Annotated in this window: 25 protein-coding genes; 5 read left to right on the plus strand and 20 right to left on the minus strand. The window is 67.6% G+C overall.

Annotation, left to right across the window (positions count from 1 at the left end; all coding sequences use genetic code 11):
- Positions 1-532: 532 nt before the first annotated feature.
- The gene (gene tyrS, locus BEMPMBAN_RS15110) at positions 533-1,822 is read right to left on the minus strand and encodes a tyrosine--tRNA ligase (RefSeq protein WP_159231324.1); all 1,290 of its coding nucleotides are present in this window, start codon (positions 1,820-1,822) and stop codon (positions 533-535) included.
- Between the two features lie 19 nt (positions 1,823-1,841).
- A complete protein-coding gene (locus BEMPMBAN_RS15115) occupies positions 1,842-2,453 on the minus strand; it encodes a DNA-3-methyladenine glycosylase (RefSeq protein ID WP_159231326.1) in 612 nt (203 codons plus the stop codon).
- A gap of 80 nt (positions 2,454-2,533) precedes the next feature.
- Between BEMPMBAN_RS15115 and BEMPMBAN_RS15120 the strand changes: the two genes are divergently transcribed.
- From BEMPMBAN_RS15120 to BEMPMBAN_RS15130, 3 genes are read left to right on the plus strand one after another with little or no spacing between them, the layout of a single operon-like run.
- Positions 2,534-3,298, plus strand: coding sequence for an ABC transporter ATP-binding protein (locus BEMPMBAN_RS15120; protein WP_159231327.1), 765 nt, complete (start codon positions 2,534-2,536; stop codon positions 3,296-3,298).
- Positions 3,232-4,059, plus strand: coding sequence for an ABC transporter permease (locus BEMPMBAN_RS15125; protein ID WP_159231329.1), 828 nt, complete (start codon positions 3,232-3,234; stop codon positions 4,057-4,059). Before BEMPMBAN_RS15120 ends, BEMPMBAN_RS15125 begins: the two co-directional genes overlap by 67 nt.
- A 5-nt stretch (positions 4,060-4,064) precedes the next feature.
- Positions 4,065-4,688 (plus strand): TetR/AcrR family transcriptional regulator, encoded by a 624-nt coding sequence (locus BEMPMBAN_RS15130; RefSeq protein WP_159231331.1) that lies wholly within the window; start codon positions 4,065-4,067, stop codon positions 4,686-4,688.
- On the opposite strand, the gene BEMPMBAN_RS15135 is transcribed toward BEMPMBAN_RS15130, so the two are convergent.
- The 14 genes from BEMPMBAN_RS15135 to phnD all read right to left on the minus strand — a co-directional run bounded on the left by BEMPMBAN_RS15135 (position 4,685) and on the right by phnD (position 17,310).
- The gene (locus tag BEMPMBAN_RS15135; RefSeq protein ID WP_159231333.1) at positions 4,685-4,885 is read right to left on the minus strand and encodes a Trm112 family protein; all 201 of its coding nucleotides are present in this window, start codon (positions 4,883-4,885) and stop codon (positions 4,685-4,687) included. The two genes, BEMPMBAN_RS15130 and BEMPMBAN_RS15135, sit on opposite strands and share 4 nt — an antisense overlap.
- A 3-nt stretch (positions 4,886-4,888) precedes the next feature.
- Positions 4,889-5,401 carry a hypothetical protein gene (locus BEMPMBAN_RS15140; protein WP_159231335.1) on the minus strand — a complete coding sequence of 171 codons (513 nt, stop codon included), beginning with the start codon at positions 5,399-5,401 and terminating at the stop codon, positions 4,889-4,891.
- Between the two features lie 59 nt (positions 5,402-5,460).
- Positions 5,461-8,451 (minus strand): acyl-CoA synthetase, encoded by a 2,991-nt coding sequence (locus BEMPMBAN_RS15145; protein ID WP_234897479.1) that lies wholly within the window; start codon positions 8,449-8,451, stop codon positions 5,461-5,463.
- A 79-nt stretch (positions 8,452-8,530) separates the two neighbouring features.
- Positions 8,531-9,712 (minus strand): alpha-D-ribose 1-methylphosphonate 5-triphosphate diphosphatase, encoded by a 1,182-nt coding sequence (locus BEMPMBAN_RS15150; RefSeq protein WP_159231337.1) that lies wholly within the window; start codon positions 9,710-9,712, stop codon positions 8,531-8,533.
- Positions 9,697-10,368, minus strand: coding sequence for an ABC transporter ATP-binding protein (locus BEMPMBAN_RS15155; protein ID WP_159231339.1), 672 nt, complete (start codon positions 10,366-10,368; stop codon positions 9,697-9,699). Before BEMPMBAN_RS15155 ends, BEMPMBAN_RS15150 begins: the two co-directional genes overlap by 16 nt.
- The gene (locus tag BEMPMBAN_RS15160) at positions 10,365-11,207 is read right to left on the minus strand and encodes an ATP-binding cassette domain-containing protein (protein WP_159231341.1); all 843 of its coding nucleotides are present in this window, start codon (positions 11,205-11,207) and stop codon (positions 10,365-10,367) included. Before BEMPMBAN_RS15160 ends, BEMPMBAN_RS15155 begins: the two co-directional genes overlap by 4 nt.
- Positions 11,204-12,070, minus strand: coding sequence for an alpha-D-ribose 1-methylphosphonate 5-phosphate C-P-lyase PhnJ (locus BEMPMBAN_RS15165; RefSeq protein ID WP_234897480.1), 867 nt, complete (start codon positions 12,068-12,070; stop codon positions 11,204-11,206). The genes BEMPMBAN_RS15160 and BEMPMBAN_RS15165 overlap by 4 nt, the downstream gene beginning before the upstream one ends.
- A complete protein-coding gene (locus BEMPMBAN_RS15170; protein WP_159231343.1) occupies positions 12,067-13,071 on the minus strand; it encodes a carbon-phosphorus lyase complex subunit PhnI in 1,005 nt (334 codons plus the stop codon). The genes BEMPMBAN_RS15165 and BEMPMBAN_RS15170 overlap by 4 nt, the downstream gene beginning before the upstream one ends.
- Complete coding sequence (locus tag BEMPMBAN_RS15175) at positions 13,071-13,631, minus strand: phosphonate C-P lyase system protein PhnH (protein WP_159231345.1); 561 nt, start codon at positions 13,629-13,631, stop codon at positions 13,071-13,073. The genes BEMPMBAN_RS15170 and BEMPMBAN_RS15175 overlap by 1 nt, the downstream gene beginning before the upstream one ends.
- Positions 13,628-14,044 (minus strand): phosphonate C-P lyase system protein PhnG, encoded by a 417-nt coding sequence (locus tag BEMPMBAN_RS15180; protein ID WP_159231347.1) that lies wholly within the window; start codon positions 14,042-14,044, stop codon positions 13,628-13,630. The genes BEMPMBAN_RS15175 and BEMPMBAN_RS15180 overlap by 4 nt, the downstream gene beginning before the upstream one ends.
- Positions 14,041-14,775, minus strand: coding sequence for a GntR family transcriptional regulator (locus BEMPMBAN_RS15185; protein WP_159231349.1), 735 nt, complete (start codon positions 14,773-14,775; stop codon positions 14,041-14,043). The genes BEMPMBAN_RS15180 and BEMPMBAN_RS15185 overlap by 4 nt, the downstream gene beginning before the upstream one ends.
- A complete protein-coding gene (gene phnE / locus BEMPMBAN_RS15190; protein ID WP_159231351.1) occupies positions 14,776-15,606 on the minus strand; it encodes a phosphonate ABC transporter, permease protein PhnE in 831 nt (276 codons plus the stop codon). It abuts the gene before it with no gap.
- Entirely contained in the window at positions 15,603-16,415 is an 813-nt protein-coding gene (locus BEMPMBAN_RS15195) for a phosphonate ABC transporter ATP-binding protein (RefSeq protein ID WP_234897481.1), read from the minus strand. Before BEMPMBAN_RS15195 ends, phnE begins: the two co-directional genes overlap by 4 nt.
- A gap of 1 nt (position 16,416) precedes the next feature.
- Entirely contained in the window at positions 16,417-17,310 is an 894-nt protein-coding gene (gene phnD / locus BEMPMBAN_RS15200; RefSeq protein WP_159231355.1) for a phosphate/phosphite/phosphonate ABC transporter substrate-binding protein, read from the minus strand.
- A gap of 127 nt (positions 17,311-17,437) precedes the next feature.
- On the opposite strand from phnD, the gene BEMPMBAN_RS15205 reads away from it, so the two are divergent.
- Positions 17,438-19,201, plus strand: coding sequence for an ABC-F family ATP-binding cassette domain-containing protein (locus BEMPMBAN_RS15205; RefSeq protein WP_159231358.1), 1,764 nt, complete (start codon positions 17,438-17,440; stop codon positions 19,199-19,201).
- Entirely contained in the window at positions 19,198-20,451 is a 1,254-nt protein-coding gene (locus BEMPMBAN_RS15210) for a hypothetical protein (protein ID WP_159231360.1), read from the plus strand. The genes BEMPMBAN_RS15205 and BEMPMBAN_RS15210 overlap by 4 nt, the downstream gene beginning before the upstream one ends.
- Here BEMPMBAN_RS15210 and BEMPMBAN_RS15215 read toward each other — a convergent pair.
- From BEMPMBAN_RS15215 to argH, 4 genes are read right to left on the minus strand one after another with little or no spacing between them, the layout of a single operon-like run.
- Positions 20,408-20,920 carry a hypothetical protein gene (locus tag BEMPMBAN_RS15215; protein ID WP_159231362.1) on the minus strand — a complete coding sequence of 171 codons (513 nt, stop codon included), beginning with the start codon at positions 20,918-20,920 and terminating at the stop codon, positions 20,408-20,410. The genes BEMPMBAN_RS15210 and BEMPMBAN_RS15215 overlap by 44 nt on opposite strands.
- Positions 20,917-21,483, minus strand: a complete 567-nt coding sequence (locus tag BEMPMBAN_RS15220) for a hypothetical protein (RefSeq protein ID WP_234897482.1) — start codon at positions 21,481-21,483, stop codon at positions 20,917-20,919. The genes BEMPMBAN_RS15215 and BEMPMBAN_RS15220 overlap by 4 nt, the downstream gene beginning before the upstream one ends.
- Positions 21,480-22,070, minus strand: a complete 591-nt coding sequence (locus BEMPMBAN_RS15225) for a hypothetical protein (protein WP_159231364.1) — start codon at positions 22,068-22,070, stop codon at positions 21,480-21,482. Before BEMPMBAN_RS15225 ends, BEMPMBAN_RS15220 begins: the two co-directional genes overlap by 4 nt.
- A gap of 22 nt (positions 22,071-22,092) precedes the next feature.
- Positions 22,093-23,505, minus strand: coding sequence for an argininosuccinate lyase (argH, locus tag BEMPMBAN_RS15230; protein ID WP_159231366.1), 1,413 nt, complete (start codon positions 23,503-23,505; stop codon positions 22,093-22,095).
- Between the last annotated feature and the right edge of the window lie 33 nt (positions 23,506-23,538).

Here is a 23,538-nt window from a genome sequence, read left to right on the forward strand (position 1 = left end):
CGCCAGCGTTCGTCCTGAGCCAGAATCAAACTCTCCAAACAAAAACTTCTCGCACCCAAAAGCACAAGCAGAATTCGAATCAGAACAAGCCTGACCTAACAAAAAGACACCAAAAACTGGCATCAAAAACAGTCACACCCCCAAACGGGAAAATGCAGGCATGACCAAAAAACAAACAAAAACCACCAAACACACTATTGAGTTCTCAAACAACACACCCGCCCACCCGCGCCACCGAACCCGCGGCCAAAGCCGCGTTCTGGTAGTGCGGACGGTCAGGAAACCACCGAAGTGGTGCTTTCCCTCTGGGAGGCCGTCGCGCTCTGCGGGCTGGGCCCGCGCTGCGACGACTTCAACAAGTTACGTGAGGGAAAACTGAGAGTCAAATGGCCTGCTAGGGCGTGTCTTTCAACCTCGGCCCCGCGTGCGCACCGTGGGGTGCGTCGACTCCTGAACAAGCTCAACGGACCCGGTCCCGGATTTGTTCCCGGACCCCCGACAGGCCTGTGACCACAGCGTTCGCCGTGGTGAATCATCCAACGCGCTCGACGCCGGCGATATTCCGCTTGCCCCGCCGCAGCACCAGCCACTTGCCGTGCAGGAAGTCCGACGGCTGCGGAACCCAGTCGTCTGTGGCGATCTTCACGTTATTGACCGAAACCCCACCCTCGGCGATGGTCCGCCGGGCGGCGCCCTTGCTCGCCGACAGCCCACTGGCGACCAGCAGATCGGTGATCGTGTCCGGACCGTCGGCGACGTACTCGGCCACCTGGCTGTCACTAGCCTCGCGCAGCGCCGCGGACAGGGTGGCCTGGTCGAGTTGGGCGAGTTCCCCGCGCCCGAACAATGCCTGGCTGGCGTGCTCCACCGCGGCGGTCGCCGAGTCCCCGTGCACCAGATCGGTGAGCTCACGGGCGAGTCGGCGCTGGGCTGTGCGCTCGTGCGGACGATCGACGGTGGCCTGCTCGAGTTCGGCGATCTCGCCGGCCGACAGAAAGGTGAACCAGCGCAGGTATGGGATCACGTCCGCGTCGGCGGTGTTGATGAAGTACTGGTACCAGGCGTACGGGCTGGTCATGTCGGGATCCAGCCACAGGCTGCCGCCGCCGGTGGACTTGCCGAACTTCTTGCCCTCGGAGTCGGTCACCAGCGGCGTGGTCAACGCGTGCACCGCGGCACCGGCCTTCTGCCGGACCAGTCGGACGCCGGCGATGATGTTGCCCCACTGATCGGACCCACCGATCTGCAGTGCGCACCCGTACCGCTGGTGCAACTCCACGAAGTCATTGGCCTGCAGCAGCATGTAGCTGAACTCGGTGTAGGAGATCCCCTCGCCGTCGAGTCTGCGGCGCACCGTGTCCCGGTCGAGCATCACATTCACCGAGAAGTGCTTGCCGATGTCGCGGAGGAACTCGATCGCCGAGAGTTCACCCGTCCAGGCCAGGTTGTTGGCGACCACGGCTCCGGTCGGCGAGTCGTCGAACTCCACGAAGCGCTCCAACTGGCCGCGGATGCGTCCCGACCACTCCGCGACGGTGTCGGCGGTCTGCAGTGTGCGTTCGCCCACGTCGCGCGGATCCCCGATCATCCCGGTGGCTCCACCGGCGAGCACGATGGGTCGGTGACCGGCCTGCTGGAAACGCCGCAGTGTCAGCAGCGGTATCAGATGTCCGGCGTGCAGGCTCGGCGCAGTCGGGTCGAAACCGGAGTAGACCGTCACCGGTCCGTCGGCCAGCGCTTCAGCCAGCGCCGTGCGATCGGTGGACTGCGCGACGAGCTCACGCCATTCCAGTTCGTCGAGGATGGAAGCGGCAGATGTCACGAGTTGTGATCTTTCCGTACTAGTCGCTCTCGCCGGGAGCCGGTGCCCGGGGACTGCGCCGATACGCCGACACCTCCGGATGTCCTGCCAGCCACAGCCGCCACGGTCTGTCGGCGGCTTTGCTGACACCGACCCTGGGCCCCAAAACCCCGGCCTGCCCCTCACCCAGCTCGAGCCGAACTTCAGCGTTCGCATCGAACAGATCGGTTCCGTTGTCCCCCATGGTGATCCCCAGTGCCGAGCACAGGTTCCCGGGGCCGCGCGCCAACCCGGGCGCACTGACCCGGTCGCCCCGACGGTGGCGGGCGGTCTCGGCGCCCCCGCGGATCACCGCAGCTCGCAGCAGCACTGCGCCGGCCACCCCGTCCGTCGCACAGACCACGTTGGCGCATACGTGGATGCCGTGGCTGCGGTAGGTGTAGAGCGATCCCGGCGGACCGAACATCACCGCGTTACGCGGCCCGGGACCCCGGAACGAATGCGCTGCGGCGTCGGGCCACGGGCCGTCCGCCGGCCCGCCGTACGCCTCCACCTCGACGATCACCGCGCTGACCTGCCGGCCGACGAGCACTGATCCCAGCAGTAGGTGCGCGGCTGCCAGCGGGTCGACCGCCAGATGCTCGGCCGCCACGTCAGCGCGATTCTCGGACCATCGCCGACATTTTACGGACCGACATTGACACGCCCACGACCACGGCGCATATTCATTACATGATGACTTCATCGGACGATGAATTAACGGCGCGCGCGCATCCCGCCGCCGTCGACATCAGGAATCTGCGGGTCGTCCGGGGTGGGCGCGTGGCGCTCGACGACGTCAGCGTGACAGTGGCGCGGGGGGTGATCACGGGCATGCTGGGTCCATCGGGCTGCGGAAAGACCACGCTGATGCGCAGCATCGTCGGGACCCAGATCGTCGCCGGTGGATCGGTGACGGTACTGGGCAGCCGGGCGGGGTCGGCGGAGCTGCGCCGCCGAGTCGGGTACGTCACCCAGGACCCCACGATCTACGCCGATCTGCGGGTCGTGGACAACGTCCGCTACTTCGCCGCGCTCTGCGGGGCCAGCAACCACGACGTCGACGACGTGATCTCCGCCGTCGGGCTGGAAGACCACCGGAAAGCCATGGCCGGCAACCTGTCCGGCGGTCAGCGCACCAGGGTCTCACTGGCATGCGCCCTGGTGGCCCGTCCCGACCTGCTGGTCCTCGACGAACCGACCGTCGGGCTCGACCCGGTGCTGCGGGCCGATCTGTGGGACCGGTTCGATCGCCTGGCGCGCGACGGCACCACGTTGCTGGTGTCCAGCCATGCCATGGATGAAGCCGACCACTGCGAGGACCTGCTGCTGATGCGGGACGGGCAGGTACTGGCCCAGAGCTCACCGACCCGACTGCGAGAGGACACAGGATGCCAGTCACTGGAGGAAGCGTTTCTATCCATCATCCGGCGCGGCACCGCAGCAGAAGCGGTCTGAGCGCGCTGACCCCGCGGGGCTACCTCGCCACGACCACCCGGATCCTGCGTCAGCTCGCCGGCGACCACCGCAGCGTCGCGATGATCCTGGTGGTCCCCAGCCTGATCATCACGCTGCTGTACTTCATGTTCGTCGACGTCCCCAGCCCGCCCGGCCGGCCGTCGCCGTTCACCTCCGCCTGCCTGATCATGCTCGGGGTCTTTCCGCTGATCGTGATGTTCCTGATCACCTCGATCACGATGCAGCGGGAACGCGTGTCCGGAACTCTCGAACGAATCCTGACGACCCCGCTGCGCCGGCTCGACCTTCTCGCCGCGTACGGCACCGCCTTCTCGATCGCCGCTGCCGCGCAGGCCACGCTGGCGTGTGTGGTGTCGTTCTGGTTCCTCGGGCTGGACACCGCAGGCAGCCCCGGGTGGGTGATCCTCATCGCGATCGCCAACGCCGTCCTCGGTGTCGGACTCGGCTTGCTGTGCAGTGCGTTCGCGCGCACCGAGTTCCAGGCCGTGCAGTTCATGCCGCTGGTCATCGCGCCCCAGCTGCTGCTGTGCGGCATCATCGTCCCGCGGGGGCAACTCCCCGATTGGCTGCAGTGGATCAGCAACGTGCTCCCGGCCAGCTACGCTCTTGAGGCGCTACAGGAGGTCGGTGCACACCCGGAGTTGACGTCGGTCGCCACCCGAGACATCGCGGTGGTCATCGGGTTCGCGGTGGTCGCACTCGGCCTGGCCGCTGCGACCCTACGGCGAAGGACACCCTAGACAGATTGACGACCAATCCGGACCGCAAGCGTCCCGGGCGGCCACCTGGCGCCTCGGATACCCGCGATCGCATCCTCTCCAGCGCACGTGATCTGTTCGCGCGCAACGGAATCGACAACACCTCGATCCGGGCCATCGCTTCCGGCGCGGGAGTGGATCCCGCGCTGGTGCACCACTACTTCGGCACCAAGACCCAGCTCTTCGCCGCGGCGATCCAGATCCCGATCGACCCGATGACGATCATCGGACCGCTGCGTGAGGTTCCCGTCGATCAGATCGGTAGGGTGCTGCCGTCACTGCTGCTTCCGCTGTGGGACTCCGAGCTGGGCAAGGGCTTCATCGCCACCCTGCGATCGATACTGGCCGGCAGCAACGTCGCCGACGTCTCGTTGTTCCGGGCCTTCCTGCAGGACGTGATCACCGCCGAAGTGGGTAGCCGCGTCGACGATCCGCCCGGCAGCGGGCGGATCCGGGTGCAGTTCGTGGCCTCGCAGTTGGTCGGCATCGTGATGGCCCGCTACATCCTGCAGCTCGAACCGTTCAAATCGCTGCCGGTGCAACAGGTCGTCGACACCGTGGCGCCGAATCTCCAGCGATATCTGACCGGTGAGCTGCCGGATCTGGTCTAGGCCGACCCGGCCGCAGCGACCAACCGCTGATGCTCGTCATCGTCCACTGTGACCGCCTCGTCGACGAGCAACACCGGGATACCGTCGTCGATGCGGTAGCTGCGCCGTAATCGCGGGTTGTAGAGCCGTCCGTCGACGTGCAGAAGCGGACCGCGGTCGGCGGGGCAGACCAGGATGGCGAGGAGCTGGGCGTCCAACTCTCAGCGACCGGGCATGTCGAAGATGGGCGCGTCGTCGCGCTGCATCGGATTGCCGGGACCCCACGCCGGCCCCATCGAGGAGTGCGGACTACCCGGGGTAGCCACAGGTGGCGCGCCGGGAGCCGGCGCGGCGACGCCCTGCCGCGAAAACTGCGTGCGCTGGTCGACCAGTGTCGCCTGCAGTGCCTCGATCAGCGGTTTCTGGTTCGGCCGCGCCTCGAGGCCGGCGGCCAGGGCCCTGGTGCTGGAGATGGACGGTCGGATTCCGCGCGACCGCAGCGTGATCACCTGTTCGATCAGCTTGGACACCTGGCCTCCGCCGGAGCCCGTCTGATACTCCTGGGAGATCATCATCAGGATCTGGTCGGGCGACACCGGCGCCCGGTTCTCGGTGGTCGGCTCGGCAGGCTGTGCACCCGCCACCGGAGCAGCGAAGCCCGACACGAGGCCGCCGACCAGCGCTGCGCCGACCAGCGCGGTCGCCGCAGAGCGGCGCCAAATTCGTGGTGACATCGATCCTCCTCGTGGAAAAGCAGCCAGCGCGAGCGTAACAGCGCGGCCGCCGCCGGGCATCACTCCTGACTACCGACGATCTCGCTGCGCACCGCAGCTGTCAACCGCCTGTACCGATGGGTATCGGGGTCGCGGTACCAGGCGTTACGCGACGGCTTCGGGATGCCCTGCTGCCGCAGCGGACCGGCCAGCGGGCGGTAGGTCGCCGACAGCGTCATCTCGGGGGCCACGTGCACGATGTCCGGCGCATCGCCCACCGGGAGTCCGGCCAGCGCCTCGGACAGGTCGGCCGAGGGCACAGTGCCACCGGGACGCAGCGCCAGCGCCGTCACCGCGAGCGTCTCACCGTCGGCATCGACACCGTAGGTGACAGCCATGTCGACGGCGCCCAACCGGCCGACGGCGTCGTTGACCGTCGCGGCGAACACCGGTCCGCGCGCCGTGTGGATCACCCCGTCACGGTTGTCGACCAGCCAGTAGTCCCCGTCTTCGTCGCGGCGGAACAGATATTCGGTGGACACCCAGGTGTCGGCGGGGGCGAACACCCCCCGCTTGACCGAGGCCAGCGGGTCGACCGGGCCGCGCGGGTGCGCAAGCAGCACGCCGACCTCGTCGGTCTCGGCCAGTCGGACGAACCCGCGGTCGTCTTCGAGGATCAGGTTGTCCTCGGGGTCGTAGGCCGCCAGCGCGATCTCCCCGCCGCCGGGCAGCGGGCGGCCTTTGCTGCCGATCTTGGCGCCCGAGACGTTGGCCAGCACGGCCTGACCGTCGGTGGTGGCGAAGAACTCGACGACCTGGGCGGGGCCGAACACCTCCACCACCCGTTTCCACAGACCCGCAGGCATTCCGGACCCGATGAACAGCCGGACCGAATGGGACCCGGTCAGGGAGAACGCCGGGTCGTCGATGACCTCCCGCAGCATCGCCCAGGTGTAGGACACCACGGTCACGCCGTACTGGCGGATCTCCTGCAGGAACCGCTCCGGGCACGGGCCCCGCGACAGCGCGACCCGGGCGCCGCCGACGACCGCACCCCCGAGACTGACCAACAGGCCTGACTGGTGGTGCAACGGGGTGAGGCAGTAGACGGTGTCACTGCGGCCGAGGTTGGCGGCCGAGGCGGTACCGAACGCCGACAGCGCCCACCGGTAGTTGGTGATCTGGCGGGCGATCAGTTCGCCGCTGATGGTGCTGAACCCGATGAACGCCAGGTCGCGGGCCAGGCCCGGGTTGGGTCGGTACCACCCGGGCAGGTCCACCTGGTCGGGGTCGATCTTCTCCATGTCGACGACGTCGGCATCCTCGGCCAGGTTCAGGTCACGCGCCTCACCGCCGCCGAGCACCAGCACCCGCATGTCCAGGGCGCGTGCGGCGTCGAGGTTGCTCGGGTCGGCGATGATCTCCGATACCGCGCCGAGGCGGGCGGCCGTCGCCAGATCGGCGTCGGGGGGCATCAGCACGGCGACCGCACCCAGCCGCGACAGGGCCGCGATGGCGACCAGGGCGCTGGGCCGGGTCTCCATCAACACACCGACGCGGGCTCCCTGCCGGACCCCTACCCCGATCAACCCCCGCACGACGTTGTTGATCCGCCGGTCGACCGCCTCGTAGGTGTGCACCCGGCCGTCGAACAGCAGCGCCTCCCCGTGTGGGGCGTCCCGCGCCTGCTCGGACATGATGCGGCCCAACGAGATCCTGGTGTGGTCGTTGACCTGACCCAGCCGGGCCAGCCGGGGCAACGTGCGTGCGGTCTCGACTGCCAGGGTGCGTGCCGACTTGTTCGCGGCGACCAGTGCGCCGGCCGCCGAACGGGCGAGGCTGAACGCCATCTCGGTGGCGGCGGCGGTGCTGTGCGCCACCCGCGAGGTCAACGACACCCCGCTCTCGGTGTTCTCCGACGGCTGCAGCGGCATCGGCGACACACCTTCGGGCATCTCGCCTCCGCTGTCCAGCCAACGCACCCACGCGGCGACGGTGGGCCAGGTCTGGGTGGCCGCCTTGGACCCGACGACAAGGCCGAAATGCCCTGCGCGGATCAGGAATTCGTAGACATCAGCTTGCGGGGCGGCCCGCTTGATGCCGCGCACCGACGCCGGCTGGCCGATGTCGTCGACCTCCCCGATGACCGCGAGCACCGGACAGTCGATGTCGGACAGCGTCACCAGGTCGCCGTGGATGGAGAAGCCGCCGGTCATCATCCGGTTGTGGGCGATGAACTGCTTGAGCAGTTCGGAGATCGCCGGACCCGACCAGGCGATCCAACCCTCGGAGGCCAGGAACCGGCGCTGCTGTTCGCGTGGCAGCAGGGCCTCCCTGTCGTGCAGTTGACGCAGGAAATCCAGCCGCGACTGGGCGGTCTTGAGCGGGTCGAGCATCTGGAACCCGGTGCGTGCCAGCCAGCCGGGGATGTCGATGCGGCTGAAGACGTGATCTGCCATGAAGTCGGCGGCGGCTGGCGCCAGGCTCGCCGGCAGGTTCATCGGCAACGCGGCGAGGGTGTCGACCGGCGAGCCGAACCCCACGATGCTGGCCAGGTCCTTGGACCGGCGGTAGGCGGCCGTCTGATAGGCGAACATCCCGCCCTGCGAGTAGCCCGCGAGGTGGACGTCGCGGCCGGTCACCTGCTTGACCGTGTCGATCGCCTCGCTCAGCGCCACGACGTGGTCGGCGAGGTTGCGCTGCATGCCACCCTCGATCTTGTCGGGCGAGCCGAAGTCGATGACCCACGGGTCGACCCCGGCCTTGTGCAGGATCCCGACCGCGCCCTCGTCGCGGGTGACGTCCCACATGTCGGCCGACATCATCATCGGGTGCACCATCAGCACCGGGGGTCCGGCGGGCTTGGCGCCCGGGCGGCTGTCGGGCGGGAAGTAGCGCCGCAACCGGTACATCGGGACGCTCTCGATGATCTGGAACGGTGACGGAACGGCACCCGTCTCCAGCCCGCCGTAACGCAGTACCTCGAGACCGTTCTGCGCGGTGGCCACAAGACGCCCGACAGGCCCGGTGATCGCCGAGAGGTCCACCAACCCTGAGCTCCCCTTCTGCATGTCCCATCACCGTCGTTGCCTCGGTCATCATGGCACAGCGGTGCTCGGCGACCGCGGTGATTGGACATGCAGAAGGGTCCTAGACGGCGTTCAGGGCGATCTCGAATTGCCGCGAACCCCGACCGAACACCAATCGACCCGAACGCCATAGCGCCACTCCGACGTTTCCGGTCGCTTCGCGCTGGTCGGGCTGAAACCGCCGTAGGGAAGCGGTCAGTGGCCGGCCGACCTCGATGGTCATGGGCGCCAGGCCCAGGACTGCTGCCGGGTTCGCCGAGATCAGATCGATCGCCGTCGCCAACGGCGCATGCCCGCGGTCCGCCAGCACATGCGGTGCGGTCTGCAGCGAAGACGGCAGGTAGTCCGAGCACAGGATGTCGCAGACCCCCGCGGTCACCGCATCCGCGGCGAGGATGTTCCCGGAGGAGGTCGACCGGCCACGGGTGGCATTCGGTGCACCGAGAACCACATGCATACCCAGTTCGTGCGCCCGCCGTGCGGCTTCCATCGTCAGGGGGAACTCGGCGACGCGGGCACCGAGATCGAAGGCTTCCTGGACATGGTCGCAGGTCCGGTCGTCGTGGCTGGCGAGCGCGATGTTTCGCTCGACGGCCAGCGCGGCCACCTCGCCGCGGCGTGCAGCGACCAGTGACCCGGCCGCCGGGTCGATGGTGAACACGTCCTCGACCTCCGACTCGGACACTCCCCAGTCCTGCGCGTAGAACGCACGGGTCTGCGCCAGGGAGCCGAACCTGCTGCGCTGAACCGTGGTTTCGATCATCGAGATCAGACAGACCCGGGTCGAGTGCTTCAGCACCGCGCGCAGTGAGTCGACGCCGGCGGCGTCGGTGAGTTCTACCCGGGCGTGAATTCGCCAGTCGCAGCACAACATCGGGGCCAGGGACTCTACCGCGGCGGCGAGCAACACGGCATCGGCGATGTCGATGCCCTTGCGGGGGGAGTCCTCGCAGCGGGCCGCGATGCACACCGTCGCGATTCCGGCCGCAGCACATTCTGCGTCCAGCACGGAGATGACAGCCTCGTGATCGAGTGACACGGTGGCCCTCGGTCGGCGACGCTGGACCAGATTGTCCAGATGCAGGTCCACCGCGCCCGGTACCAGGTACAGGTCGCCCGAGGAGCTCCCCTCCCCGATCTCGGCGACCACCCCGTCGTCATCCAGAACCACGACGGCTCCCGGAATGACCGGCCTGCCACCGCCGGGCACGAGCGTTACTCCGTTGATCACCGTGTGTGCCATTGGATCCTTCCGTTGGATAGTTCGCCGACAACCGTTGCGGTCGAGGCGAGCACGCTGTCCGGCGTGGCCGTCACGACGACGGCTACGCCTCGGTCGGCAAGGCGGCGCAACCACGCGGCGAGGACTTCCGGATCGACGAATCTCGCCGGTTCGTCGAGCACCACGAACGGCCGGTCGGCGGTCAGTGCCGCCATCAGCGAGACCGTCAGACGGTCCGCCGGTCTGAGACGCCCGATCGGCACGGTCGCCAGATCGTCGACACCGAACCGGGCGAACATCCCGACGGCGGCCGCGCGGTCGCGCCGTGCCGACCGCGCCGCAGCAACCGCAGCGGGGATCCGCGGCGCAGTGACCATCACCTCGTCGAACGACGAGATGTGGTGCGCGCGCAGCCAGGCCACGGTGCGGGGGTCGGCGCTGGTGAGGTTGGCCGAGGACCGTCCGAGGCGATATTCGACGGTGCCGGCTTCGGGACGGTAGACCCCGGTCAGACAGCGGACCAGTGTCGACTTGCCGGCGCCGGACTTACCCAACACTACGGTCAGCGAACCGGCCGGTGCGGTCAAGTCGACCCCGTCGAGTACCTGATGCGCGGGCGAGAAGCGCTTCGCCAGTTTCCTGGCGACCACCTCGGAGACCTCGGTCACCGGCGTCATGTCAGCCTCGAGGAGACGAGCAGCTGGGTGTAGGGGTGCTTCGGGTCTTCCAGTACCTGCTCGGAGATCCCCTCTTCCACGATGCGTCCGTGATGGAGCACCAGCACCCGCGAAGCCAGGACTCGCACCGCGGCGAGATCATGGGAAACCACGATGGTGGCCGAGGTGAGCGCCTCGGTGACCCGCTGGAAGACGTCGAGAAGGTCCGCCTGCACGGAGGGGTCCAACCCCGTCGTCGGCTCGTCCAGGAGCAACAACTGCGGTGGGTCGACCAGCGCACGCGCGAGTTGCACGCGCTGCTGCATGCCGCCGGAGAAGGTGCGCAGCGCGTCGGTGTGCCGCTGGGACTGCAAGCCGAGTTCGCCGAGCAAACCGGTGGCCCGCCGGTGGATCTCGTCGAAGTCGCGAGAACCGTTGCCCAGCAGCCGCTCGGCGACGTTGGACTCTGCGGCCAAGTGTGGATACAGCCCGGCGGCGAGAGCGTTCTGGTGCACCATCATCACCGTTGATCGGGCCACTGCCTGCCCGTCGACCAGTATCGAGCCCGACTCGGGGACCAGGTCGCGGTAGAGGCAACGCAGCAGCGTGGTCTTGCCGGATCCGGATTCCCCCACGACACCGAGCACTTCGCGCGGACCCACGTCGAAGGAAGCGTCGTGTACCGCCACCACCGACCCGCACTCCCGACACACGTTGGTGCCCGTGGCCTCCCCGGTCAGTGCCACACAACGCGAGCACCCGGGACCGAAGCGACGGGACACTGCACGCACGGACAGGACGGGGGTAGGCGGCAGTAGCGGAATCGCGTCCGGCGAGTCGGCGACCGCAGACGAGGTCATCGTCCGCCCTCCGCCGCGCGGGCCTGGCAGGCGTCCACATCACTGCAGCACCAGCGGGGACCGGCCGGGACGCGAAACGAATTCGTGCTGCCGCACCGGCCGCACGGTTCACCGGCCGCTTCAGGATCGATCGGGATGTCGGCAAACGCCAAGGGCCGAACGGAGGTGTAGGGCGGCAGCGCCGTCAACCGGGCCCGACGCCCGGCACCCAGCAGGATGGGATGTGGCCGCTGGTTCATCCGGAGCACGTCGTAGCGCGGGATCGGGCTGGGGCTCATCAGATGTGACCCCGCCACCAGCACAGGGTGATCCGCAGCTGTCCGGGGGCCACCGAGACGAGCCTGTGCGTCGTACAGGTCCAGCCAGGCCGGGGTGTAGTCACGCTCGGAGTGATGCCGCAGGGCGGCGACGTCGTCGGCCACCACACGCCGCAACGGTTCGGGGTGCGGCACCTGCAGCACCAGCAGTTGGTCGCCGCGCAGGGCGATTTCGGGGATGCGGTGGCGGCTTTGGATGATGGTCGCATCCGACGTGCTGGTGGTCGCCGCGCATTTCGCGGCCGCGCTGATGAGATTGCGCATCCCGACTGCGTTCACCGAGTGGTCGTCTCCTTGGTCGATGACTTTGACGACGTCAGCGGGCCCGACCACGGACAGCGTCACCTGGAGCCCCCCACTCCCCCAGCCCCGCGCCACCGGCATCTCCCGGGAGGCGAACGGCACCTGCCAGCCGGGAATCGCCAGGGCCTTCAGGATTGCCCGACGCACGTTGCGTTTGGTGCCCTCGTCGAGGTACGCATAGGCATCGGGCCGTCCATGGCGGGCCGCCAGATCGGCGACGGTGGCCACGGGATCGACCTTCACGGCGTCGTCCCCGTCACGCCCGAGACGTAGGCGCTGAAGGTGGCGTAATGCGGCAACCGGATGTGTTCGACGAATCCGGCTGTGGCGGGACCGTCCGAGGCGGCCACCAGGGTCTGCTCGTCCAGGGTCAGCTGTTCGCCCAACTCACCGTCAGCACGCATCGCCGCATCAAGAAGCGCCAACGAGATCGCCCTCCTTTCAACGGTTCCCAGTGACGCACCCCATCCCATTGCAAGTCCCGGCCTACCGTCGACATCGGCGTCGACGACGACCTCGACCTCGGTTACCGGAACCTCCGCGATAAGGCACGGCACCCCACTGCGCGGATGTGGCGTCCGGACCCCCGCCACTGCGACTCGCAGTTCGACCATGACCGCCTCCTGACGCCGACCCAGGACCAACGCGGCCAGCGCCGCCAGTGCGCCGGTTTCGCCCCGGGCCAGCATCGCCAGGCGGTTGACCCGGGTGTACGGCGGCGTCAACACAGTTCGCGCCGGGTCGTCCCCGTCACCGTCGGCCGGTTCCGCCGACATCCGGGTGTTGCCGATCAGGTCCCGGACCCGCGGGGTACCTGCCTGAGTCGGGGCTGACGTCGCTGGTTGTTCCGCGCGGATCGGAGCTTCCTCGATCGAGTCTTCGTTCCAATTCAGTTGCCGCGGTACAAGATCAGGCGCCAGACCGAGCCACTGGCCTCCGGGTATCTGTGGGTACGCAGAAGTCAATCGCCGTAGGATCGCCACGTCCTGCGGATCCACCGGCAACGCCGGCACGTGCGGTTGGGTGGCGGCCCAGACGCGCAGCATCGACACGGCATGGGCAGTGTCGCCCCGGGACTGCCCAAGGGCGCGCCGTGCCACCGCAGTCTCCCAGAGCCCCGCCTCGGCGCAGACCTGTTCTTCGAGCAGGCTGACGTTCAGCTGATTCCCGGCTGGGATGGTGGCCTGGCGGGCCAGATGGCGCGCCGCCTCGAGTGCCGGGTTCTCTTGCATGCTCGCGTACATCAGTCGGAACCCACTGACACACTGCGGGGCAGGCTGATTACCCGGTTGCCGGTGACGACGAGCAGGTCCACCCCACACGGAGCGTCCGCGTTGGCTGCAACGAAGGCACGCAAGGCCACTGTGTCGAGCGGAACCTCGGGTCTGGTGGTACCCGACACTCCGGGCCCGGACAGCGTCATCGTCGCGGTGACGCCCGATGCCGCGATCACGATCGTGGCGCCGGCCTCCGGCATGAACGCAGTTCCACGCGGCGCAAGCGCGATGGTGTCACCCGCGGGACCGTCGACCAGGATCCAGTCGGCCTGCGCAACGTCGGTGGAGGTGGCGCCGGTGAGCTCGGATACCGACGCGGCCACTCGGCGCGCTGCGGGTGTGCCCGAGACACCCAAATTCAGACCTTCATCCAGCAGCGCCAACAGAATGGCTGCCGCCCCGTCCAACTCGGCACATGCGTCCAAACCTGGTGTGCTCGGGATGTCGACCGCGGTACCGGGCGCACACACTGCCCGCATGCACGCCAGGAACACCGAGCGTCCGTCGTGCACCGAGTTCCATTTCATTGCACGTCCAGTTTCGTCATCGCAACGAGGTCGGCACGTTCGCGACGGCGATCGGCCACTGTTCGCTGTGTGAGCGCGCACAGTTCGATCACGTCGGCCGACAAGGCGCCATCCCGCTCACTTTCGGCGTCGCACACGGCGGCAGCCACTGCTCCGGCAAAGTCGCATCCGGGTCGCATGCCGTCGCCGGGTGTCCCGGCCACCACGATGCTGCAGCGGGTGAGGGCAAGATGGCCGACAACAACCGTATTCCCCTCATCGCCGGGCATCGGGATCCGCACCGGAGCGCTCACCGATTCCGGTCCGTTCGTCACCGAGACCGAAACACCGGCGGCGAGTATGCGATCGGCGAGTTCCTCGAGCGCGGCGGCATCTGCAGCCGCAAGGGCCTCGTAACGCTGTTCAGGTGTCATAGCAGATCCACGGTGAACTGCACCCGGTCCCCCCGGAATCGATGCGCTACGAGGGCGACCGGCGCACCATCCTGATCGATGTTGAGTCCGTGCATCTCCAGCACCGGAGCACCGACCCGGATCTTCAAATGTTCGGCCTCAACCGGTTCGGCGAGCCCGGCGGTGAAAGTTCGGTGCGCACGCCGCATCCGGACACCGTGGACATCGAGTAGGAAATCGAACAAGGAGGTCTCACCCGACCAGTTCTGCTCCAGGCCTGGAAAGCGTTCCACCCCGATGGAAGTCGTTGAGTATGACCACGGTTGCTCGTCGACCATTCGCAGTGTCTTACACACCAGCACGTCCCCGGCGGTACCCAACTCGGTTCGCAGCGACTCGGATCCGACCCGTTCGGCGGACAGCAGCCGGATGGCGACGTCGTGACCCAGTTCCCGCATGGCGTGCGTCAGGCTGGCGTCACGGCCGGCGGAGATGCTGTATCGAACCACCGGGGTGGCGACGAAGGATCCCTTGCCGTGCACTGTCTCGATCAAACCGCGCTGGTTGAGTTCGTCGAGTGCTCGACGAACCGTCAGGCGGTTGACGTCGAACTGTTGCGAAAGCTCGGCCTCGCTCGGCAGCCTGTCGCCAGGGCGCGCCTGCTCGGCCAATCGAGCCTCCAGCAGATCACTGAGTTGCCGATAGACCGGGCGATCCGAGTAACGGTTGATCACGTCTAGAAGATTACTCATCTACACCTCCACCCCGCCAAGGACGCGCCGCCGGATCGTCGACGAAACCCGTTCGAACGCAACGACAACCACGAGGATAGCCAAGATGATGGTGGCTGCCTCGTCGAACCGCAGCAGGGTCATCGAGGTGGCCAGTTCGATGCCGATGCCGCCTGCGCCCACCAATCCGAGGACGACCGAGGAACGCGCAGACGACTCCAGCGCGAACATCGACGTCGTGACGAACGATGGCAGGCACGCCGGAAAGACACCGCCTACCAGAACCCCGAAACGCGAAGCCCCCACCGCCCGAAGACCTTCGATACGACCGGGGTCGATGTCTTCGATGCTCTCCGCGAAGAAGCGGCCACAGAAACCCATGACGTCGACGGCTATGGCCAGCACACCGGCCTCGGGCCCGAGCCCGACGGCGATCACGAAGATCAGGCCCCAAACCAGGTCGGGGATCGTGCGACTCACCGTCACCACTGCCCGGCTCAGAGCGTACAGCGACCAGTGAGGTGTGGTGTTCCGCGCCGCGAACACTGCGACCGGCAGGCTGAGGACGACCCCGATGGTTGTTCCCAGCAGCGCCATCTCGACTGTCACGAGCAGTGCGTCCAGGATCGGGCCGAGCCGACTCACATCCGGCGGGACGGCATCCTCGACGAACTCCCCCAGGCGCAGGACACCGGTGGCAAGTGAATCGGGACGGACTGCGACCCCCTGGGTCCAGCCGTGGGCCAGTAGCCCGCCGACGACCAGCAGGATGACCAGTGACAACAGGCTGGGCCGACCTACCCGCCGCGGCGTGTCCGGCGGCAGCGTTCCGACGGTCCTCGTCCTGCTCACCGCGGTGTCGTTCGGTAGACAGTCTGTAGCTGCGCTGCATCACAGTCGCCAGCAGCACTGTCGAACTCCAGCACCCCGTCGCGCAATCCGACGACGCGGTCGGCGAATTCCAGCGCCAACGGCACCTGATGCAGTGCCATCACCACGGTGACACCGCGCTCGGCGGCCACCGCAGCCAACAGATCCAGGACAGACCTGGCCGAAACCGGATCCAGGCTGGCCACCGGTTCGTCGGCAAGGATCAACCGCGGCCGCTGCATCAGCATGCGGGCGATGGCCACCCGCTGCTGCTGTCCGCCGCTGAGGGTTTCGGCCCGGCGATCGGCGAGTCCGTCCAATCCGACCCGGTGCAGGGATGCCATAGCCTCCGCGCGAACGTCGTCCGGGCTGGCCACCGGCCAGGCGCACCGGCAGCCACGGCGTCCCATCGCACCGTGCATGACGTTGTGGAAGACGCTCAGCCGCGGGATCAGCTGAAATCGCTGGAAGACAAACCCGACATCTTGGCGGATGTTGCGAAGTGCCCGCCGCGAGGCACCGGTGACCGGTCGTCCGCCGATCGTGATCGATCCCGCTGCCGGTTCGATGAGTCGGACCAGACAGCGCAGCAGCGTGGACTTACCGGCGCCGTTTGTCCCTATCAGAGCAACTGTCTCACCTTGGCGCACAATGAGGTTCACACCCGAGAGGGCGGCCGTGGCGTTGCGCCGGTAGCGCACCGAGAGGTCGGTGACATCGATCGCGGTGGACGTCTGCGAGTGATTGAAGGAGCCATCTGTGTCGACAGAGGCTTCGGCCGGGGCTCCCACGTCAGTCGCCCAGAAAATCAGAGAAATCATTGACTCCGACGGCCTGGTACATCGAACGGACCTCGTCGTAGTCCTCGTCGGTCACCGAAACCAGTTTGGCGTTCGCATATTTCGCGTTGTCCTTGCCCTCCAACATGGCAGGCAACAGCGTGTCGAAATGCTCGGTGAAGGTGTCCCGGATGGTGGCGACGGTCGCCTCGTCGAGACCCGCCCGCCCCATCAACAGATCAGGCGGCAACACCGGGCCTTCGGCGAGCACCCGGTAGTTCGCGGGATCGTCCACGGCCATGAACTCTTCGTAGTCGTGATATCCGACGCCGACGGCATCGACGTCACCGCGCTTGAGCGATTCGTGTACGGCATCACCGACGGTGAGAACCTCCACCTCGGTGGTGGGATCCAGGCCGGCGTCAGCGAGGATCTGAGACGGCCCGAGGTGGCCGCTGGTGGATCCGACATCGCTCATTGCGATCTTGCTGCCGCGCAACTGGTCGACGTCGGTGATGCCGCTGTCGCTCCGCGTGTAGATCGCGGACCGGTAGCCGTCCCGTTCGATCGCGACGATCGGTTCCGCCCCGGTTTTCTCGTGGATGACGACGTACTCCGCCGGACCGGTGAACACCACGTCCACCCGGTCGGCTGCCAGCGCTGCTGCGGCGGCCGTTCGGTCGTTGACCGCGAAGAAGTCGAGGTTCAGCCCCGACTGTTCCTCGAATTCCTCCTCGAAAGCCCCGAACTCCCGCTGTAGCTCCTCGAGGCCCTGGAGATCGGTGACGGTAAGTCGTAGCGTAGGCCGCTGATCCGGTTGCGCGGTATCACCGCTGCTGCAACCAGACCCGACCGCCGCAGCGGTCAGCAAGGCCATGACACTTGTGATCACGCGGTGTGCAGACATCGGAATCCCATCTCTTGGCCGGTTTGGCTTCATCTAGATGTCTAGATGAGCACTTCGAACTGTGGGTTAACGCCCAGCGACCGCGAGTGCAAAGCCTAGTGTCGGCCCCGCCTATCATCGGCGGCTGATGGCAAACCTGATCAACCTCGAACGGGCCACGGTCGGCTACGGCACCCGCACATTGCTCGACGCAGTCAGCCTGGGCGTCGAGGAGGGTGACGCGATCGGTGTGGTGGGCCGAAACGGCGACGGTAAGACGACGCTGCTCAAAGTGCTGACCGGTGTCGGCGATCCGGATTCGGGCCGGGTCACCCACACTTCGGGTCTGTCGGTCGGCTATCTGCGCCAGGCCGACGACTTCCCTGTCGGCGCCACCGTGCGGGGCGTGGTCGCCGGCGGCCGCCCCGATCACGTCTGGGCAGCCGACGCGGATACCCGCGCGGTAGTCGAGAACCTGCTGGCGGAGGTCGCCCTCGACGCCGAGGTGGCCGGCCTCTCCGGTGGTGAGCGGCGCCGCGCGGCGCTGGCCGAAGTGCTGCTGGCCGGGCACGACGTGCTGGTGCTCGACGAGCCCACCAACCACCTCGACGTCGAGGTGATCGGTTGGCTGGCCGGCCACCTGGGATCCCGTCCGGCCCGGGCGCTGGTCGTGGTCAGCCACGACCGCTGGTTCCTCGACGCGGTGTGCAGCAAAACCTGGGAGGTCCACGACGGCGTCGTCGACGCCTACGACGGTGGATACGCCGCCTATGTGCTGGCCCGCTCCGAACGCATGCGGGTGGCCGCCGGCACCGAGGCCCGGCGCCAGAACCTGATGCGCAAAGAGCTGGCGTGGTTGCGGCGGGGACCACCGGCGCGGACGTCGAAGCCCAAGTTCCGCATCCAGGCTGCCAACGAACTGATCGCCAACGAGCCGCCGCCGCGGGATTCGCTGGTGCTGCAGCGCTTTGCCACGGCCCGACTGGGCAAAGACGTGTTCGACTTGCACCGGGTATGCCTCGAGGTGGGCGACCCGCCGCGCACCCTGCTCGACGGCATCGACTGGTCGATCGGACCCGGGGCGCGCATCGGACTGGTCGGCGTCAACGGCAGCGGGAAGACGTCGGTGCTGCGCCTACTCGCCGGCGAGGACTCCCCGACGGCCGGAACCGTGAAGCGAGGCCTGACACTGCGGATCGGCTACCTCAGCCAGGCGCTGGGGGAGATCGACGGCGGACAGCGGGTGATCGACGCGGTCGCCGAACACCGCCGCATCGCCGAACTGGCCGGCGGCCGGGAGATCAGCGCGGACACGTTGCTGAAGGATTTCGGCTTCGTCGGCGACAAGTTGATCGCCCGCATCGGTGAGCTCTCCGGCGGTGAGCGCCGCCGCCTGCAGTTCCTGCGTATGCTGCTCGACGAACCCAACGTGCTGCTGCTCGACGAGCCCACCAACGATCTGGACATCGACACCCTGACAGTCATCGAGGACTACCTGGACGGTTGGCCGGGCACGCTGATCGTCGTCACCCATGACCGGTACTTCCTGGAACGGGTCAGCGACGTGACGTATGCGTTGACCGGCGGGGGTCGCTGCGATCTGTTGCCGGGCGGCATCGAGCAGTACCTCGCCGACCGTGCCGCGGCTGACACCGCGACGTCGGCCAAACCGGCGCCGGAGCGTGGTGAGACCGCGGCGGCGCGGGACCGCCGTCTCGGCAAGGAGATGGCGCGGATCGAGAGCCAGCTGGCCAAGCTCGACGACCGGATCGCGTCGCTGCACGAATCGATGGCGGCCGCGGCAGCTGATCACGTGCGGGCGGGTGAACTCAACGCCGAGCTCGGTGAACTGCTGGCCCGTAAGGACGGTCTCGAAGAGGCGTGGCTGGCCGCGGCCGCGGACGGCGTATGACCCATCTCCTGCGTCCGGTTGTGTTGTGTCTGCGCTATTGGCCGCAGCTGGCCGCGTGCTATCTGCTCGGATTCCTGGGTCGCCGGGGTGCCATCGAACTGGCGGCTTGGCTCGGGTACGACAACAAGCTGTGGGCGTCGCTGATCATGCCGCTCGCCGGTATGGCCCGCCTGGGGTCCTATGTCGCGATGTTCCTGGTGTTGCGATCAGGCATTCCCGTGCTGGCGGAACTGCCCCGGCGGTCGGCGCGCCAGATCGACGTGTTCGCCACGGTCATCGTTCCGTTTTTCGCGATCTATCTGGCATGGCAGATGTTTCGCGAGGACTGGCTTGCATACGAGGCGGCCACGCTGAACTACATCATCGGCGAGGCCATGATGACGCCGGGAATGACTGAGCTTCATCCCGACTCGTTACCGGTCAGCACGGCCACCGGCGTGGTGATCGCGGCAGCGCTGCTGGCCCGCTACCTGTTGACGTGGTTCAAGGACAAGCTGCCGCGCTGGTTCATCGGGGTTCGCATCTATGTCGATGCGCTGTGGGTGTTCCTGGTGCTGACCTTCTCGGTGAATCAGGGTCTGACGATCCTGCTGAACCCCGCGGGCTGGCTTGCACAACGTCGGATCGTGGTGTGGTTCAACGACACCAGGGAAGCGGCGTTCTCCCACTTTCAGCTGCTCGAATCGGTGTGGGACGCCGCCATGTGGGCGCTGCGCACGGTCCTGGGCGGCGCCGCGGTCCCGCTGATCTGGCTGGCCCTGGCCGGCATCGTGTACGGGGTCTCGGCGACGGCGGATTGGCGGTCGACGGTGCGTGAGGTCGCCGGCAAACGCGTGCACACCCGATGGGGGCGGGTTCCTAAAAAGCTCCGCAAGGAGTTCAGCCAGTACACGGAAACACAGCTGGGGAAGTTCAAACCGATCGCGGACTCGGCGAAGCTCCTGCTGCACGCCGGTGTGCTGGCGCTGTCGCTGTATGTGTTGGCCTATCTCGGCCTGGCGTGGCTGGAGATGTCGGGCAGTTTCTACCGGCCTCAGCTGGGGTCGGGATACCTGTACCGCGGCATGGCCTGGCTGATCGGGCCACGCCCCTTTCTGTTCTGGGACGGAGCCATCAACGCGTTGTCGCTGATCTCACTGCTCATCATCGAGCCGCTGCGGATCTGCCTGATCGCCTCGATGCTGGCGTACTGCCTGCAGCGCGCTCCTACATCTGCAACCGCACCAGAATCGCCCCGCCCAGCGTCGTGACGTCAACGGCGGTCGGCACGGTGTCGGTGGGATGCAGGAAAGCCCACTGCAAGGGTCCGGGTTTGGTGCAGTTGAAACCAGCGCCCGGAGCCATCGGTATCGAGTAGGTGATGGGCGTTTGGCTGCGCCAACGATGTTCGCCGTCGGTGAGGACCCCTTGACATGACTGGTCGGGTGGCGTCACACCGGTGCGCTCGACCGTCACCAGGGTCAGCACGGTGCCCTTCGGCAATGGCGGCGCATAGGGCGCCGGGCTCTGGCCGAAATGCTTCACCTCACCGATCGACCAGGTCTGCCCGTCGATGGTCTGCGATTGCCGCGCGGCCACGACATGCCCTGGACGGACGGTGTCGCGGTAGAGCTCCCACGGCGGCCATATGTCAACGAGGGCGTAGCCGGTCAGCGCGGCGGCGGCCACGATGGCCCCGATCAGATTGCGCTGCCACAGCGGCAGCGGGCGGCGGATCATGAACCCACCCGGACGGGTTCCAGTGCCACCGGATCGTCGTGGCGGGCATCGGAGATCGGGATCGACACCACGAGGCGGGAGTCGAGGCGGCCGTCGCCCTGCGAGACTCGCAGTGTCACCGGGACCGATCCATCGAGCAGGTCCGGCGCCACGTCGAACACCCAGGAGCCGCGCTGCTCGATCCCGGGCGCCAGCTCGGTACCCAGCGGTGTGGGCAGGAACCGGTCGGAGGGGATGTAGGTGTTCGGGCCGACGCGAAGGTCCGCGTTCGGTTTGACGAACTCCGACGTGGCGGACAGTTCGGCGTCGACGACCACCCATTCGCCGACGGCCGGCACCGGCGGCTTCGACGGCTTCTTCACCTGAGGACCGACCCGCACTCCGGTCACGGTCATCTCGATGGCGCGTCCGCCGACGCGTTCCCCCATCGCGCCGTGGACGTCGATGGGTCCGTACACGTCCATGGGCTCGGGGAGGTGGTGCCACACGGTTGCGGCGGCGGCCACCGCGGCGACGGTCAGCAGCGCGGGCACCGCTGTGCGCAGTCGCGTGCCCGCCGTCACTGCGCGCCCCCGACGGGGACGACGACCTCGCCGTACTTGGTCTCGCTCTCCAACCACAGCTCGCCGTAGATCACGAATCCCTGCTTGAACGTCTTCTGCCACACCCGCAGGGTGGCGAAATCGCCGGGAGCAAGGGCATCTTCGGGCACCTCCCACACGAACGCGAGTTGTTCCTCCAGGCCCGCCCCCAGCGTGATGATGTGGGAACTGTCGGCGAGACGCATCACCCCGACGAGTTGACTGTCGGGTTGGTCACGAAGATCGAACTCGTTCGCGAGGCGACCCGGAATGGTGCCGTCGTTGCGTAGGGTCGCCACCACACCGAGATAGGCCCTGCCCGGTTTTGCGGGCGCCACAACGCGGCTTCCGGCGCGCACTTCGGGGACCACCCTGGCCCGGTCGATCGTCAGGGTGAACTCTCCGTCGCTGAACTTCTCGCCCGGCTTGAACGACGTCACTGACGTGTTGACGGTGTCGAGGCCGCCGAAGAGCGCCGCGATCGCCAGAATCACCGCGACGCCCGCCTTCCGCCATTGACGCAGCTCACGCTCGGACAGCCATCGCCGCGCGCGCTGACCCACGTCCATACCCGTGGATGCTAGCGACCCGCTAGCGCCGAAGGCGGATCCGCAAGCGGTTGCTGGTGTCGTGGACCATGCTGAGCTGCTTGGCCACCTGGATGGGTGCGGTGCCGCCGCGGGCGTCGCGGGAGTTCACCGAGCCCTCGACCGTGAGAACCTCGCGAACCTCGGCGGTCAGCTCCGGGTGGATGCCTGCCAACTCGGCGTCGTCGAGTTCCTCCAGGCCGACGCCGCGGGTCTCGGCCGCCCGCACGGCGGCGCCGGCGGCCTCGTGCGCCACCCGGAACGGCACCCCCCGCCGGACCAGCCACTCGGCGACATCGGTGGCCAGGGTGTAGCCCTGCGGGGCCAGTTCGACCATCCGATCGGTGTCGAAACGCAGCGTGGCCACCAGACCGGCCATCGCCGGCAGCAGCATCTCCAGCTGCGCCACCGAGTCGAACACCGGTTCCTTGTCTTCCTGCAGATCACGGTTGTAGGCCAGCGGCTGGGCCTTGAGCGTGGCCAGCAGTCCGGTCAGATTGCCGATCAACCGGCCCGACTTGCCGCGCGCCAACTCGGCGATGTCGGGGTTCTTCTTCTGCGGCATGATCGAGCTGCCCGTCGACCAGGCGTCGTGCAGCGTCACGTAGCCGAATTCCGTGGTGCTCCAGAGAATGATGTCCTCGGCCAGCCGGGACAGGTCGACACCGATCATGGTCAGCACGAACGCCGCCTCGGCGGCGAAGTCCCGTGAGGCGGTGGCGTCGACGGAGTTCTCCGCGGCGGTGTCGAAACCGAGTTCTTCGGCGATCGCGTCGGGATCGAGGCCCAGCGAGGATCCCGCCAGCGCACCCGAGCCGTACGGCGACACCGCGGCGCGCTTGTCGAAGTCGACGAACCTGTCGACGTCGCGCAGCAGCGGGTGGGCGTGTGCCAGCAAGTGATGGGCCAGCAGGATCGGCTGGGCGGACTGCAGGTGGGTCTTACCGGGCAGGATCGCGGTCGGATGTGCAGCGGCCTGGGTCGCCAGCGCCGAGACGACCTCGAGCACGCCGTCGGCGACCCGCCGGATCGCGTCGCGCAGCCACATCCGGAACAGCGTGGCCACCTGGTCGTTTCGTGAGCGGCCGGCACGCAGCCTGCCGCCGAGTTCGGCGCCGACACGGTCGATGAGGCCCCGCTCCAGCGCGCCGTGCACGTCCTCGTCACTGACCAGTGGGCCGAAGCTGCCATCCGCGACGTCGGAGCCCAGGCTGTCCAGACCGGCGAGCAGCGCGTCGCGCTGCTCCTCGGTGAGCAGCCCGGCCCGGAACAGCACCCGGGCATGGGCTTTGGACGCCACGACGTCGTACGGGGCCAACACCCAGTCGAAGTGCGTCGACTTGCTCAGCGCCGCCAACGCATCCGACGGACCGTCGGCGAACCGGCCACCCCACAGCGAGCCCTCGTTGGTGCTCACAGGCATGTCCCCAATGCCCCGCGAGTGCGCGGT

The sequence above is a fragment of the Mycolicibacterium austroafricanum genome (genome assembly GCF_902705885.1).
GTDB classification, from domain to species: Bacteria; Actinomycetota; Actinomycetes; order Mycobacteriales; family Mycobacteriaceae; genus Mycobacterium; species Mycobacterium vanbaalenii_A.

What these genes read in the sequence shown, in the direction of transcription:
- BEMPMBAN_RS15150 (WP_159231337.1), bottom strand. Translation starts at nt 9,712, where the DNA reads ATGGCACACACGGTGATCAACGGAGTAACGCTCGTGCCCGGCGGTGGC.
- BEMPMBAN_RS15155 (WP_159231339.1), bottom strand. Translation starts at nt 10,368, where the DNA reads ATGACGCCGGTGACCGAGGTCTCCGAGGTGGTCGCCAGGAAACTGGCG.
- BEMPMBAN_RS15210 (WP_159231360.1), top strand. Translation starts at nt 19,198, where the DNA reads ATGACCCATCTCCTGCGTCCGGTTGTGTTGTGTCTGCGCTATTGGCCG.
- BEMPMBAN_RS15145 (WP_234897479.1), bottom strand. Translation starts at nt 8,451, where the DNA reads ATGCAGAAGGGGAGCTCAGGGTTGGTGGACCTCTCGGCGATCACCGGG.
- BEMPMBAN_RS15225 (WP_159231364.1), bottom strand. Translation starts at nt 22,070, where the DNA reads ATGGACGTGGGTCAGCGCGCGCGGCGATGGCTGTCCGAGCGTGAGCTG.
- phnD (WP_159231355.1), bottom strand. Translation starts at nt 17,310, where the DNA reads ATGTCTGCACACCGCGTGATCACAAGTGTCATGGCCTTGCTGACCGCT.
- BEMPMBAN_RS15160 (WP_159231341.1), bottom strand. Translation starts at nt 11,207, where the DNA reads ATGACCTCGTCTGCGGTCGCCGACTCGCCGGACGCGATTCCGCTACTG.
- BEMPMBAN_RS15205 (WP_159231358.1), top strand. Translation starts at nt 17,438, where the DNA reads ATGGCAAACCTGATCAACCTCGAACGGGCCACGGTCGGCTACGGCACC.
- BEMPMBAN_RS15120 (WP_159231327.1), top strand. Translation starts at nt 2,534, where the DNA reads ATGATGACTTCATCGGACGATGAATTAACGGCGCGCGCGCATCCCGCC.
- BEMPMBAN_RS15185 (WP_159231349.1), bottom strand. Translation starts at nt 14,775, where the DNA reads ATGAGTAATCTTCTAGACGTGATCAACCGTTACTCGGATCGCCCGGTC.
- BEMPMBAN_RS15170 (WP_159231343.1), bottom strand. Translation starts at nt 13,071, where the DNA reads ATGTACGCGAGCATGCAAGAGAACCCGGCACTCGAGGCGGCGCGCCAT.
- BEMPMBAN_RS15175 (WP_159231345.1), bottom strand. Translation starts at nt 13,631, where the DNA reads ATGAAATGGAACTCGGTGCACGACGGACGCTCGGTGTTCCTGGCGTGC.
- BEMPMBAN_RS15125 (WP_159231329.1), top strand. Translation starts at nt 3,232, where the DNA reads ATGCCAGTCACTGGAGGAAGCGTTTCTATCCATCATCCGGCGCGGCAC.
- BEMPMBAN_RS15215 (WP_159231362.1), bottom strand. Translation starts at nt 20,920, where the DNA reads ATGATCCGCCGCCCGCTGCCGCTGTGGCAGCGCAATCTGATCGGGGCC.
- BEMPMBAN_RS15140 (WP_159231335.1), bottom strand. Translation starts at nt 5,401, where the DNA reads ATGTCACCACGAATTTGGCGCCGCTCTGCGGCGACCGCGCTGGTCGGC.
- BEMPMBAN_RS15180 (WP_159231347.1), bottom strand. Translation starts at nt 14,044, where the DNA reads ATGACACCTGAACAGCGTTACGAGGCCCTTGCGGCTGCAGATGCCGCC.